This window comes from Streptomyces sp. NPDC041784 (genome assembly GCF_055591025.1).
In genome coordinates this window covers 99,113-112,105 of record NZ_JBVJAB010000028.1, presented here as the reverse complement: position 1 = coordinate 112,105, position 12,993 = coordinate 99,113, and the positions used below count along the sequence as shown (strand labels likewise).

Here is a 12,993-nt window from a genome sequence, read left to right as displayed (position 1 = left end):
ACCCACGAGCAAACAGACACGCCACTCACGAGTGAAGATGACCAAGCCCTACTAGCCCCTGGAGCGGGGCGCAACCGGCCATGACCGGTTGCGCCCCGCTGCCGCGCTGCCCCGTCCTGGCGGCGTACGCCCGGCTGGCCCGGCCGTACTGAGCGGCGGTGCGCGGTACCGAACGGCGGTGCGGGTTGCTCTGCCCGGCGTATCCAGTCCTTCAGCAGAAAGCCGCGGCTGGTGGCGGAGCAGGTCGGTGAACGCGCGAGCGTAGTTGCAGGCAGCCGCGGTGACGTCTGGACACGCGAGTCGCACGTCATCCAGCCCTTCGGCGCCGTGTGACGACAGGCTTTCGGCAGCCTGCGTGATCCATCCGGTGATCCCGCGCGGGCTGGGTATCTCGGCGGGGGCCGGTGGTGCGGTGCCGGCTCGCACGGTGCGGAGGCAGCGGGTGAGAGTGGAGCAGCCTCCTCGGCAGCCCCGTGCACGGAGGTGCTGGAACAGCTCGGTGCCGCTGGTGCGGCCGGCGGCGAACTCGGCCTGCAGGAAGGGCTCGAAGCGGTCGAGGGGGACGCTGCGGCGGTCGCGGGCGGAGGCGAGCAGGGCATAGCGGTCGGTGTCGCGGTAGTGGCGCACGGTCTTGCGGTCCAGGCCCAGGCGGCGGGCGATCTCGCTCACTGGGTAGCCGGTGAGCGACCATGCGGTCGATCTCCACGTGCCGGTTCAGGATGCACTGGACCATCAGCGTCGGCGGCAGGGCATCGAGCACCGGCATCCGAACGGGACGGTCGCGCCCCCGCTCGGCCTGCTCTTCGAGGCAGCCTCCGTGCTGGGCCAAAGGTCCCCTCGCGGAGCCGATCGGCCCACCGGGGAACGGCAACTGACGCTGTGCCCATCACAGGACGGCGCGGGTGTCGAGCTCAGCGGCAGGGGCCGGGGAGCAGGTCCCCGGCCCGACAGCGCTGCCTGTCAAGCACGTCAGCAGGGCACCGACGTGCGGTGGTCCTTTCGAACCGGCCGATGCGGCACCTGTGGTGGCGTGCTGGGAGGCCGACGGCGCAGCAGCCGGACGGCGAGGCCGTCGAGGGCCGCCGTGAGGACGCATGTCAGACCCACGGCCAGCACGAGCAGCACCGCGAACCGTTCCCAGAACTCCGGTGTGAGACTGGTACCCACTGCCCTCGCCCTCCCTGGTCGTCGTCGTTCTCCTGGCTTCCAGCCAACTCCGCCGCGGGGCGGCGCGCATGGTCCGAGGGGGCCGCGCAGAAGTCCGCAACGGCCCTGCGCAAGGGGGCCACATGGGTCCGGGCGGGGCCGGAGAGACCACCCGGTCAGGTGTGTCCATCCTCCGGCGTGCGGCGCGCCCAGACCGAGCCGAGGATGCGTCCGGCAGGGTGCGGCGCGAGCCGGGTACCGGTGCCCCGGTCGGTCTCCGTGCCGGTCGACACCAGGTCGAGGAGATTCAGGGACGAGGAGATTCAGGGACGAGGGGATTCAGGGTCCGGCCGACGTCGGAGTCTTCGTACAGCTGCTGCGCGGGGCGGTGCGCCGACCAGCCGTGCTCGTCGGCATGCTGGGCTGCCACCGTCTGGAGCTCGGCTTTGTCGCGCACCACGATCTCCATGAGCCGGGCGGTGAACTGCGTCGTGACCACTCGGCCTCGGAATCCATGGCGCACCAGCCCGGGCAGGACAACCGCCGTGGTCCAGATGCGCGTGGGTGACGACGACGGCCTCGATGTCCTCGGCGTCGCAGGGCGGACCGCGCCAGTCGAAGCCTTGGAAAGGGCCGCAGTCCCCGGGCACGCGGGCGTGATCGCTCACGACGAGGGACTTGCTCCCCGTGACCGTGCCCACAGCGCCGAGAAACGTGAGCAGCGCGGGACGGGGCCGTACCGTCGGCCGGTCCTTGGCATCGAGGTGGCAATGGTCATGACGCGGGTCTCCTCAGTGTCCGGTTTCCCCGGGATCGGGGCCGGTCAGCCCCTGGTGGCCTCGTGGTCCCGGTGGTGTGCTGGAAACGGCGGGAAGGACCCGACACAGGCGCGGAGAAGCGGCCGCAGGGGGCCGCGCACCGCGTGATCAGGATCCGCGAGAAGCGGGTGGCGTCCTTCCCGCCCCTGTCGTGCCGTGCCCGTCGCGCGACGCTTCCGGTGCCCCTTCCGAGGCCCGGCACAGGACGCGGTCGGCGTCGGCCGCCTGTCATCGGTTCCGATGCGGCTGGCGGCCGGCCCGTCCTGGACCACCGCCCCCCTGCACGCCGCACCTCACGACGGACCGCTTCGAGCGCGCCGCCGAGGCGGGGACGTACCTGCCGTGGGCCGACCGGCCCAGTGGAGGCCGACCGGCCCAGTGGAGAGGGACCGACAGCACCTGCCCCTCCGGCCCCGGTGGTCGGACGCTGGAGATGTATCCGGCCCGAAGCCCATCGGAGGAGACCCGCGTCATGGTCCGTCACGTGTACGACTTCGCATCGGGCGGCCGTGACATGGCCGACCTGCTCGGCGGCAAGGGCGCGAACCTGGCCGAGATGACCCGGCTCGGTCTGCCGGTCCCGCCAGGCTTCACCGTGACCACCGAGGCCTGCCGGGCCTACCTCGCCACCGGCACCGAGCCGGACACTCTGGCCGGCGAGATCGCGGAACACCTCACCGCCCTGGAGCGGGCCGCTGGACGGCGGCTGGGGCAACCCGACGATCCGCTGCTGCTGTCCGTCCGCTCCGGGGCGCGGTTCTCCATGCCCGGCATGATGGAGACGATCCTCGACATCGGTCTCGACGACGACTCCGTGCTCGGCCTGGCGAAGGCCTCCGGGAGCGATCGATTCGCCTGGGATTCCTACCGTCGCCTCGTGCAGATGTTCGGCAGCACTGTCATGGGCGTCGACAGTTCCCTGTTCGAGAACGCCATGGACGACCTCAAGCGACTGCGGGGGGCGACGGACGACCTGGAGTTGAACGCGGCGGATCTGGCCCGGCTCGTCGGGACCTACAAGAACCTCATCCGCGGAGAGACCGGCGAGGACTTCCCGCAGTCCCCGGCCGAGCAGCTGCGCCGGGCGGTCCGCGCCGTCTTCGAGTCCTGGAAGGGCGAGCGCGCCCGGCTGTACCGCCGCCGCGAGCACATCCCGGACGACCTGGGCACCGCCGTGAATGTGCAGACCATGGTCTTCGGCAATCTCGGGTCCGACTCCGGCAGCGGAGTCGCCTTCACCCGCGACCCGGCCACGGGACGGCCCGGTCTGTACGGCGACTACCTGGCGAACGCGCAGGGCGAGGATGTCGTCGCCGGCATCCGTAACACCGTTCCCCTGACCGCGCTGGAAGAGCTGGACCCGGTCTCGTACGGGCAACTGCGCGGTCACATGGGCACTTTGGAGACGCACTACCGGGATCTGTGCGACATCGAGTTCACCATCGAGCGGCGCCGGCTGTGGATGCTGCAGACCCGGGTGGGCAAGCGCACCGCCGAGGCCGCGTTCGCCATCGCGGCCGGGCTGGCCGACGAGGACCTCATCACCCCCGACGAGGGCCTGGCGCGGGTCGGCGGGGACGGCCTCGCGCGGCTCATGTTCCCCCGGTTCGACACCTCGGCCGTCGGCAAGGCGCTCGCGCACGGACTGCCGGCCTCACCGGGTGCGGCCGTCGGCGCGACGGTGTTCGATTCGGCGGAAGCGGTCCGCCGGGCCGCGGCGGGCGAGAACGTCGTCCTCGTGCGTCAGGAGACCACCCCCGACGACCTGCCGGGCATGATCGCCGCGCAGGCGGTGCTGACCAGCCGCGGCGGCAAGACCAGCCACGCGGCCGTGGTCGCCCGCGGCATGGGCACCGTGTGCGTGTGCGGTGCCGAGGAGCTCACCGTCGACACCGTGGCCCGCCGGTTCACCGTGGGTGACACCGTCGTCGAGGAAGGCACTGTCATCTCCGTCGACGGCTCCGAGGGCGCCGTGTACCTCGGTGCCGCTCCACTCGTCGCCTCGGAGGTGATGCGCTACTTCGAGACGGGCGAGCAGTCCGCCGGCCTGGTCGAGGCCGTCGCCCGCGCCATGGAACACGCGGACGGCGTGCGCCGGCTGGAGGTGCGGGCGAACGCCGACACCCCCGAGGACGCCGCCCGTGCCCGGCGGTTCGGCGCGCAGGGCGTCGGGCTGTGCCGCACCGAGCACATGTTCCTCGGCGAGCGCCGCAAGCTCGTCGAGGCGATGATCCTCGCCCGTGACGAGACCGAGCGCGAGAAGGCGCTGGGCGCGCTGCTGCCGCTCCAGCGGCAGGACTTCATCGGCATTCTCGAGGCGATGGACGGTCTGCCGGTCACCATCCGGCTCATCGACCCGCCCCTGCACGAGTTCCTGCCCGACCGCACCGCCCTCGCCGTGCGCATCGCCACCGCCGAGGCCCGGGGCACCGTGCCGGCCCCGCACGACATCGATCTCCTCGACGCCGTCAACCGGATGCACGAGGAGAACCCGATGCTCGGCCTGCGCGGAGTGCGCCTGGGCCTGGTCGTCCCGGGACTGGTCGCGATGCAGGTGCGGGCGATCGCGGAGGCGGTCGTGGAACGCACCCGGGCCGGGGGCGCCCCCGAGGCGGAGATCATGGTGCCGCTGGTCGGCGCCGTCGAGGAACTGCGCATCGAGCGGGCCGAGGTGGAACGCGTCCTGGCCGAGGTCTCCGAGGAGTCCGGCGTCTCCGTGCACTGCCCGGTCGGCACCATGATCGAGCTGCCCCGGGCCGCCCTCACGGCGGGCCGGATCGCCGAGGAGGCGGAGTTCTTCTCCTTCGGTACCAACGACCTCACCCAGACGACGTGGGGTTTCTCCCGCGACGACGTCGAGGCGGCGTTCTTCTCCGCCTACCTCGACAAGGGCGTCTTCGCCACCTCCCCCTTCGAGACCCTCGACCGCGACGGAGTGGGCCGGCTGGTCCGCATCGCGGTCGACGAAGGCCGCGCCGCCCACCCCGGCCTGAAGATCGGCGTCTGCGGCGAACACGGCGGCGACCCCGAGTCCGTCCACTTCTTCCACGCCGCCGGACTCGACTACGTCTCCTGCTCGCCGTTCCGCGTGCCGGTCGCGCGGCTGGAGGCCGGCCGGGCCGCGCTCCCCGATCCGGGAACGAGCGACAGCAGATGACAGGAGAGAGCGGAGGAGGTGGTCGGCATGACTCGCATCGTCGGTGAAGTGATGACCCGCGACGTCGTCGAGGCACACCGGGAGATGTCGTTCAAGGACGTCGTACGGCTGCTGGACCGGCATGGGATCAGCGGGCTGCCCGTCGTGGACGACGACGACAAGGTCGTCGGAGTGATCTCACGGACCGACCTGATCCGCCGCCAGGCAGCCCGCTCCGCGACGACCCGGGCACGACGGTTCCGGCTGCCTCCGTCGGCCCGGCGCGGCGCCACCGTCGCCCACCCGGCCACGGCGAACGAACTGATGTCGACACCCGCCATCACCGTCCATCCGGAGCAGCGGATCGCGGACGCCGCGCGCGTGATGGAGCGTCACGGCGTCGAACGCCTCCCGGTCGTGGACGAGGAGGACCGGCTGATCGGCATCGCCACGCGGCGCGACCTGCTGCGTGTCTTCCTGCGCACGGACGACGAGATCCGCCAGGAGGTCCTCGACGAGGTGCTGACCCGTGCCCTGGGCCGGTCGGCCCATGACGTGACCGTCTCGGTCCGGGACGGCATGGTCACGCTGCGGGGATCACTGGAAAACGGCGGAGACCTTCCGCTCGCGATCCGGCTGACGTACCGGGTGGACGGCGTGATCGGCGTCGTCAACAGGCTGACCGTCCGTAGCGCTCCGGGGCCGGTCGGCCCCGCGAAGGGACCATCGGGACCTGGGGCGCGACACTCCTGACGAGGGACGCTGCGGGTGGGTGAGCGGTAGGGGTCCCATCCCCGCGGTGCCGCTTCCTCCCCGCGCCGCCAACCGTGCGGCGCCGCCCTCTCGACGACGGAGGCTCGCCCCCATGACCCGCCACGACGACCGCAGCACGACCACCGGCCCCGCCACGGCGCCGTCCGACATCGTCATAGCGGTGGACCGCCTGGTGACGAACGGGCTCAAGGCACTGGCCGACTACGAGGCCCTCGATCAGGAGCAGGTCGACCACATCGTGAAGAAGGCCTCGGTCGCCGCGCTGGACCAGCACACGCAGCTCGCGCGGCTCGCGGTGGACGAGACCGGACGCGGCGTCTTCGAGGACAAGGCCGCCAAGAACATGTTCGCCTGCGAGTACGTCACGCACAGCATGGGCCCGATGAAGACGGTCGGTGTCATCGCCCGCGACGACATCGACGACATGACCGAGGTGGCCGAACCGGTCGGCGTGGTGTGTGCGATCACCCCTGTCACCAACCCGACCTCCACGACCGTGTTCAAGGCGCTGATGGCCCTGAAGACCCGCAACCCGGTCGTGTTCGCCTTCCATCCCTCCGCCCAGCGGTGCAGCGCGCGGGCGGCCCGCATCGTACGCGACGCGGCGGTCGCCGCAGGTGCGCCGGAGGACTGCGTGCAGTGGATCGAGACCCCGTCCGTCGAGGCGACCGGTGCCCTGATGCGGCACCCAGGTGTCTCCCTGATCCTCGCCACCGGCGGCAACGCCATGGTCAAGGCCGCCTACTCGGCCGGCAAGCCCGCCCTGGGCGTGGGCGCGGGCAACGTCCCCGCCTATGTCCACCGGAGCGCCGATGTGCGCCGGGCCGTCAACGATCTGGTGCTGTCCAAGTCGTTCGACAACGGCATGATCTGTGCCTCCGAACAGGCCGTCATCCTGGACGCGGAGATCTACGACGCGGTCCTGGCCGAGTTCCGTACCCTGCACGCCCACATGGCCACCGCCGAGGAGAAGGCGAAGCTGGAGACGTTCCTGTTCCCCGTCGGCACCGCAGGCGCGGGCTGTGAGCCCAAGGTCAACTCCGCAGCCGTCGGCCAGAGCCCGGCGTGGATCGCGAAGCAGGCCGGATTCTCCGTTCCGCAGGACACCTCGCTCATCCTGGTCGAGGCCACCCGGGTGGGCCCGGACGAGCCTCTCACCCGTGAGAAGCTCTGCCCGGTCCTCGCCGTGCTCCGCGCCGACACCGATCAGCAGGGCTTCGACCTGGCCGCCGACATGGTCGCCTTCCACGGACAGGGCCACAGCGCCGTCATCCACACCGAGGACCGCGCCCTGGCGGAGGCGTACGGCAGGCACATGAAGACCGTGCGGATCATCGTCAACGCCCCGTCCTCACAGGGCGCCATCGGCGGCATCTACAACAGCCTGCTGCCGTCGCTGACGCTCGGCTGCGGCTCCTGGGGCAGCACGTCGGTGTCCAACAACGTCTCCGCCGCCCAGCTGCTGAACGTCAAGCGCGTCTCGGTGCGCCGCAACAACCTGCAGTGGTTCAAGGTCCCGCCGAAGATCTACTTCGAGCCGCAGTCCATCCGATACCTCGCCTCCATGCCGGACGTCCATCGCGTCACCGTCGTCACCGACGCGACCATGACCCGCCTCGGGCTCGTCGACCGGGTCGAGCGCGTCCTGCGACGTCGCCGGGAACCGGTCACCATCCAGGTCATCGACAACGTCGAACCCGAGCCGAGCATCGACTCGGTCCGGCGCGGCGCCCGCCTGATGGGCGACTTCCGCCCGGACACCATCATCGCCCTCGGTGGTGGCTCCCCCATGGACGCGGCCAAGGTCATGTGGCTGCTGTACGAACAGCAGGCCGAGGGCAAGGACGTCGACTTCGCCGACATGCGGCACAAGTTCTCCGACATCCGCAAGCGTGCCTTCCGCTTTCCCGTCCTCGGCAGGCACGCCCGCCTGGTGTGCGTCCCCACCACTTCCGGCACGGGCGCCGAGGTGACCCCGTTCGCCGTCATCTCCGACCCCGCCTCCGGCAGGAAGTACCCGCTGGCCGACTACGCGCTCACCCCGAGCGTGGCCATCATCGACCCGCTGCTCACCACCGAACTGCCGCGCGCGCTGGCCGCCGACAGCGGCTTCGACGCCCTCACCCATGCCATCGAGTCGTACGTGTCCGTGTACGCCAACGACTTCACCGACGGCCTGGCCCTGCACGCGATCCGGCTGATCTTCGACAACATCGAGGCCGCGGTGAACGACCGGGCGGCCCGGCCGGAGGCTCAGGAGAAGATGCACAACGCCGGGACCATCGCCGGTATGGCCTTCGGCAACGCCTTCCTCGGCATCGTCCACGCCATGTCCCACACCCTCGGCGCCACCTTCCACATCGCGCACGGCCGTACCAACGCCGTGCTGCTGCCGCACGTCATCCGCTACAACGGCACCGTCCCCACGAAGCTCACCGGCTGGCCCAAGTACGAGAGCTACCGTGCCCCCGAACGCTTCCAGGACATCGCCCGCGCCCTCGGCCTGCCCGCCGGCACCCCGGCCGAGGGCGTCGAATCGCTCGCCTCGGCGGTGGAGCGGCTCCGGGACACCGTGGGCATCGAACCGACCTTCCAGGCACTCGGGGTCGACGAGTCCGCCTTCCTCGACGCCCTGCCCCAGCAGGCCCTCAATGCGTACGAGGACCAGTGCGCGCCCGCCAACCCGCGGATGCCGATGCTCGACGACATGCGGGAGCTGATGCGCACGGCCTATTACGGCCATGACGTGCAGGGCGGCACCGTTCCGGCGAACTGAGACGAACCGGCCGAGCCCGCTCGCCTCCCCCTACCCTTCGCCCCGCCCCTCCCAGGAGGTTCCAAGCGGTCCGCGGAATCCGCCGCCCTCGTACGGGCCCCCTGCCCGCCGTGGCCGGAGCGCTCGACGAGATCACCACCCGTCTACGCCATGATGTTCCACGACCGGCCGGAACCGCTCGACGGACTGTTCAACCGCGGGAACCAGGCCAACGGTGCCCAGCGCCGCGCATTGGCCGGCTCGATCGCCGGGTTCGCCGGCGCGCGGCCGGACGCGCTGCTCTCCCGGATCGCCCACGAACACGCGGCCGTCGGCGTCACGGACGACCAGTACATGACCGTGCACACGTACCTGTTCGGCACGATCGCCGAGGTCCTCGGCGACGCGGTCACCCCGGAGGTGGCGGCCGCCTGGGACGAGGTCTACCGGCTGATGGCGGGCACCCTGATCGGCCGGGAGGCACTCCTCTGCCGGGACGCGGGCGTACAGCCCGGCTGGATGTGGCGGCCGTGGACGGTCGTCGAACGTCGCACCGAGCCCCCCGGCATCGTGTCCTTCCTGCGCCGCCCGGCGGACGGCGGGCCGACACCGCGAGCCCGCGCAAGCCAGTACGTGAGCTTCCGGGTCCTGATGTCCGGCGGGGTGCGCCAGCCGCGCCGGTACAGCCTCTCCTCCGACCCGGGCGGGGACCTGCGGCGGATCACCGTGAAGCGGGTCACCGGGCACGCCACACGACCTGGTCGGGCAACTGCCGGGTGCCCGCGCCGTCTTCTGGTACGACGTCCCCGGTCCGGAGGAACCCGACGCCCGCACCGGCCCGATGAACCTGAGCGGAACCGAACTCCCCGTGGACGCCACGGTGTTCCTGTACGGCCCGCTGCCCTTCATACGAGAGGCGCGCGGACAGCTCCTGAGCGCCGGGGTGCCCTCCCGCCGCATCCGCTACGAGGTCTTCGGCCCCGACTCGTAGCTGCCCGATACCTCGGCCTGAACCTCATCCCAACTTCTGCCGTATCCGAGAAAGGACCCCACATGACCATCGACAACCCCCAGGAGACTCCCCTGGTTCGGCTGCGCTCCGACGGCGCCGTGGACGAGGAGACCCTGGCATACGCCCGTACGAAGATCGACGCCGTCGTGAGCAGAGCTGGCCTGCCCGCCGTCACCGGCGAGGTCCACCTCGTGCGAGCGGCCGCCCACCACGCCGGCCACCCGTGGTCGGCCACGGCCGACCTGTGCATCGGCGGTCGTCAGGTCGTCGCGGCGGCCGAGGAGGCGACGGGCACGGAGGTCGTCGACCGGCTCCAGGACCGGCTGCGCCGCCAGACCGACAAGGCCGCCCAGGCCCGGAACAGCAGGCAGCGGACGACGGCCCCGCCATGGCGTGGTGGCGGCGGGCGTCCGGATACCGCCGCGGGACCCGGAACGGTGGCGGAGGACTCCCACATGGCGTGAATCCGCGGTGGCGGCCCGCGCCCGGTCGGTCAGCGTCCGCCGGCCGGGCGCCGCTCGGGATGCCGCTGTGCGGTGAAGTCGCGCAGCGGGATCCTCTCCCAGGCGTCCTGCGATCCCAGCGCCGCTCGCGGCAGACCTGTGCAGGGCGCCGGTTCCAGGTCCCGGTGCACCCAGCGGCGGCCTTCGGCCGCCCGGACCGGGTCGAGGCGGTTTCGTCGCTCGGCCTCAGCGGTCAGCCGCACCATACGGGTCGCGTGTGAGCGAGGAGGGCCGCACGGTGGCGAGCAGTTCGGGGTCTTCGGGGCTGGGCAGTAGACGAGTAACGGGTGACCAGCCGAAGTGGGCCAGCGCGACGCGGAGGTTGAACACACAAGCTCCGACGGAAACGAGCAGGGCCCGGCCCGTGGGGTCCGCGTACCGCATGCCCCTTCCGGGATCGGCACGCACGTCGAACGTCACGGTCTCGGAGTCCAGCCCGAAGCGCCACGGCTGGGTGTTGTGGATCGAGGGTGCTGCGACCGCGGCGGAAACGCAACGCAGGTCTCCAAGAGCGCGGCACCGAACGTTGTGCTCCCCATGATGCCCTCCTCGCATGTGGGCGTCGGACAGCTGGTTCCTGTCCTACGAGCATGGGCGCCACGCCTCACCCCTGGGCAGGGGGCGAGGGTCCCGGACAGGGGCTCCGGGCGGGCCTCGCGCGCCTCCTAGGGCTGAACGACCCAATCTGGCTGTGGAGTTGGTCCCGAACGGCCCTGCGGCGGCGCCTGATCGGCCCATACCGCGGCACCGCCTGGGCTGTCACCTTCGGAAGGGTCACCACCATGACGACGAGAAGGAGGTGCGGTCCGATGCCCAGTGGCAGTTGCGCGAGGAACCGGTTGTGGCGGTGGCGCAGCAACCCGCTGCGACGACACGACGACATCGTCGAGGCGTGGATCGTGCTGGCCGTGTGGCTGGTCCTCGCCGTGGGCGGCACCCTTGTCGGGTTGGTGACCGCTCATGCCGCGGATGAGGTCTTCGCCCGACAGCGAGCCGAGCGGCAGTCCGTCCGAGCCGTGCTCCTGAACGACGTCCCCCCCAGCGCACCCGCGATCGGCGGCACCTCCGACCGCCGGACGACCACGGTGCGCTGGACGGCGGCCGACGGTTCGACCCGTACGGGCCGAACCCTGGTGGACACCGGCCTCGAGGCCGGATCCTGGGTCACGGTGTGGCAGGACGGCCACGGTCGTCTCACCGCCGCGCCGCCGAGCTCCACCGAGGCAGCGATCGAGTCGGGCTTCCTGGGTGTCGCGGCCGCGGCCGGCCTTGCCGGCCTGGTGTTCGGTGCCGGAGCGGTCGCCCGGTGGCAGCTCGACCGGCGCCGCGTCGAGGAGTGGGGCAGGCAATGGGATCAGGTGGGGCCCCGATGGGGTCACAGGACCAGCTGAGATCACAGCTTCTCCGGGCTCCGGGCCGTACGCGGCCCGGAGCCCTCCTGTGCGTCCCGGGCGCGCGGCGGCCCAGGTCCGCGGCTCCGCGGGCCGTTCGGCCCCTGCACCCGGCACGAAGGCACGCGGCAGGCTGGACTGCGAAGGGCACGTGTCCCGCTGCGCCGGAAAGGTCGACCGATGAACCGAGTGATCCTTGCCTGTACGGACCCGTCGGCACCAAGCCGTACCGCGGTCGACTGGGCCGACCGGGAGGCACGACTGTTCGGTCTGCCGATGCGTGCGGTCCTCGGCTCACCACGGGACCCGGGCCAGGCGAAAATGGTCGTGTGCGGCGTCCCTCACAGCGCGGACCCCACCGGCCGGCCTCTCGGCTCCCGATTTCTGGCTGCCGTCCGGGCGTACGACCGTCCGTTGATCCTCGTTCCGGACGGACCCGCGCCCGCACACCACCTCGGAAGGGTCCTTCTCGGAACGGACGCCCGGAACCCTTCCGACGACGCCATCGCCTTCGCCTTCGACTGTGCCCGGGTGAGGGGTGCGGTCCTGCACGTCGTGCACGCCTGGTCGCTTCCTTCCTGTGCTGCCGAGTGGCCTTTCGGCGTGCCGGAGAGGGAGCGCGCGACCTGGGAGGACCACGAGGTGCAGCTCCTGGCCGACGTGCTGCGTCCGTGGCGCGAGAAGTACCCGGAGGTGCCGGTGCTCCAGGACGTCGTGCTCTTCACTCCGGCTCAAGCGCTCCTGCACCACGCCACGAACGCCGCACTGGTCGTCGTGGGCCGAAAGCCCGATGCGGAGCGGGACGAGGTCGTCGGTGCTCTCCTGCACGGGGCTGGCTGCCCCGTCGCCGTGGTGCCGACCCGGACGACGCCATGAGGCCGGCCCCGATGCCGGTTCGCACCGAGCGTCGGGGCCGGTCTGAAGCAGCCGAACAGCTCCTCTCCTCGTCCTATGCGTGCGTCAGCGCACCAGCGACGCCTTCCGCCCACTTCTCGATCGCGCGGAAGTCCCGGAAGTCGCCGCCCTTGCCGGAACGGAGGATCATCCCGGCCACCCGCCCCTTGGCACCTTCCTCCAGGCGCCCTCCGAACGTGACGTGCCCCTCGACGTCCAGTCGGGTCATGGCCCGCTGTACGCCGCGCACGGGCGGGATGTTCCGCTCGGAGGCCGAGGCGTCCAGCGGTCCGCTGCTGAAGAACCACACCGGGCGCTCCGCGAGGAGGACGCGGTTGCGGCGGACGAACCGCCGCGCGTCCTTGTGCCAGCGCCCCGCGTAGAGTCCGCCGCCGACCACGACGGCGTCGTACCGCGTCACGCTCGTCACGGATCGGGCCGGAAGCACCTCCACGGTCAGCCCGCCCTTGCGCAGGACGTCGGCGACGGCTTCGGCGATCTCCGCTGTCGATCCGTTCGTCGTTCCGTAGGTGACCAATACGGTGTCGGTCATGGCGGTCCGCC

The 12,993-nt window shown here is 71.4% G+C and carries 11 protein-coding genes and 1 pseudogene; 7 read left to right on the top strand and 5 right to left on the bottom strand.

Annotation, left to right across the window (positions count from 1 at the left end; all coding sequences use genetic code 11):
• Positions 1–51: 51 nt before the first annotated feature.
• The 3 genes from ACZ6D7_RS38600 to ACZ6D7_RS38590 all read right to left on the bottom strand — a co-directional run bounded on the left by ACZ6D7_RS38600 (position 52) and on the right by ACZ6D7_RS38590 (position 1,645).
• Positions 52–669: a hypothetical protein gene (locus ACZ6D7_RS38600; protein ID WP_469501058.1), complete on the bottom strand. Its 618-nt coding sequence runs from the start codon at positions 667–669 to the stop codon at positions 52–54.
• Between the two features lie 300 nt (positions 670–969).
• Positions 970–1,167 carry a hypothetical protein gene (locus ACZ6D7_RS38595; protein WP_469501057.1) on the bottom strand — a complete coding sequence of 66 codons (198 nt, stop codon included), beginning with the start codon at positions 1,165–1,167 and terminating at the stop codon, positions 970–972.
• A 286-nt stretch (positions 1,168–1,453) separates the two neighbouring features.
• Positions 1,454–1,645 (bottom strand): hypothetical protein, encoded by a 192-nt coding sequence (locus ACZ6D7_RS38590; RefSeq protein ID WP_469501056.1) that lies wholly within the window; start codon positions 1,643–1,645, stop codon positions 1,454–1,456.
• A gap of 791 nt (positions 1,646–2,436) precedes the next feature.
• Between ACZ6D7_RS38590 and ppdK the strand changes: the two genes are divergently transcribed.
• The 5 genes and pseudogenes from ppdK to ACZ6D7_RS38565 all read left to right on the top strand — a co-directional run bounded on the left by ppdK (position 2,437) and on the right by ACZ6D7_RS38565 (position 10,105).
• Positions 2,437–5,121 (top strand): pyruvate, phosphate dikinase, encoded by a 2,685-nt coding sequence (gene ppdK, locus ACZ6D7_RS38585; protein WP_469501054.1) that lies wholly within the window; start codon positions 2,437–2,439, stop codon positions 5,119–5,121.
• Positions 5,122–5,148: 27 nt separating this feature from the next.
• Complete coding sequence (locus ACZ6D7_RS38580; RefSeq protein WP_469501052.1) at positions 5,149–5,853, top strand: CBS domain-containing protein; 705 nt, start codon at positions 5,149–5,151, stop codon at positions 5,851–5,853.
• A 112-nt stretch (positions 5,854–5,965) separates the two neighbouring features.
• The gene (adhE, locus tag ACZ6D7_RS38575) at positions 5,966–8,650 is read left to right on the top strand and encodes a bifunctional acetaldehyde-CoA/alcohol dehydrogenase (protein WP_469501050.1); all 2,685 of its coding nucleotides are present in this window, start codon (positions 5,966–5,968) and stop codon (positions 8,648–8,650) included.
• Positions 8,651–8,713: 63 nt separating this feature from the next.
• Positions 8,714–9,620, top strand: a pseudogene (locus tag ACZ6D7_RS38570) (globin domain-containing protein); the annotation flags it as partial.
• 62 nt (positions 9,621–9,682) lie between these two features.
• Complete coding sequence (locus ACZ6D7_RS38565) at positions 9,683–10,105, top strand: hypothetical protein (RefSeq protein ID WP_469501048.1); 423 nt, start codon at positions 9,683–9,685, stop codon at positions 10,103–10,105.
• 29 nt (positions 10,106–10,134) lie between these two features.
• On the opposite strand, the gene ACZ6D7_RS38560 is transcribed toward ACZ6D7_RS38565, so the two are convergent.
• Positions 10,135–10,350 carry a hypothetical protein gene (locus ACZ6D7_RS38560; protein ID WP_469501047.1) on the bottom strand — a complete coding sequence of 72 codons (216 nt, stop codon included), beginning with the start codon at positions 10,348–10,350 and terminating at the stop codon, positions 10,135–10,137.
• A gap of 603 nt (positions 10,351–10,953) precedes the next feature.
• Between ACZ6D7_RS38560 and ACZ6D7_RS38555 the strand changes: the two genes are divergently transcribed.
• Both ACZ6D7_RS38555 and ACZ6D7_RS38550 read left to right on the top strand, forming a co-directional pair.
• A complete protein-coding gene (locus ACZ6D7_RS38555) occupies positions 10,954–11,535 on the top strand; it encodes an Rv1733c family protein (RefSeq protein WP_469501045.1) in 582 nt (193 codons plus the stop codon).
• Between the two features lie 180 nt (positions 11,536–11,715).
• A complete protein-coding gene (locus tag ACZ6D7_RS38550; RefSeq protein WP_469501043.1) occupies positions 11,716–12,411 on the top strand; it encodes a universal stress protein in 696 nt (231 codons plus the stop codon).
• 73 nt (positions 12,412–12,484) lie between these two features.
• Here ACZ6D7_RS38550 and ACZ6D7_RS38545 read toward each other — a convergent pair whose 3' ends face one another.
• Positions 12,485–12,982: a flavodoxin domain-containing protein gene (locus ACZ6D7_RS38545; RefSeq protein WP_469501040.1), complete on the bottom strand. Its 498-nt coding sequence runs from the start codon at positions 12,980–12,982 to the stop codon at positions 12,485–12,487.
• Between the last annotated feature and the right edge of the window lie 11 nt (positions 12,983–12,993).

Bases quoted from the DNA above. Each gene is read 5' to 3' on its own strand.
- ACZ6D7_RS38555 (WP_469501045.1), top strand. From the start codon at position 10,954: ATGCCCAGTGGCAGTTGCGCGAGGAACCGGTTGTGGCGGTGGCGCAGC.
- ACZ6D7_RS38565 (WP_469501048.1), top strand. From the start codon at position 9,683: ATGACCATCGACAACCCCCAGGAGACTCCCCTGGTTCGGCTGCGCTCC.
- ACZ6D7_RS38580 (WP_469501052.1), top strand. From the start codon at position 5,149: ATGACTCGCATCGTCGGTGAAGTGATGACCCGCGACGTCGTCGAGGCA.
- ACZ6D7_RS38545 (WP_469501040.1), bottom strand. From the start codon at position 12,982: ATGACCGACACCGTATTGGTCACCTACGGAACGACGAACGGATCGACA.
- ppdK (WP_469501054.1), top strand. From the start codon at position 2,437: ATGGTCCGTCACGTGTACGACTTCGCATCGGGCGGCCGTGACATGGCC.
- ACZ6D7_RS38560 (WP_469501047.1), bottom strand. From the start codon at position 10,350: ATGGTGCGGCTGACCGCTGAGGCCGAGCGACGAAACCGCCTCGACCCG.
- ACZ6D7_RS38550 (WP_469501043.1), top strand. From the start codon at position 11,716: ATGAACCGAGTGATCCTTGCCTGTACGGACCCGTCGGCACCAAGCCGT.
- adhE (WP_469501050.1), top strand. From the start codon at position 5,966: ATGACCCGCCACGACGACCGCAGCACGACCACCGGCCCCGCCACGGCG.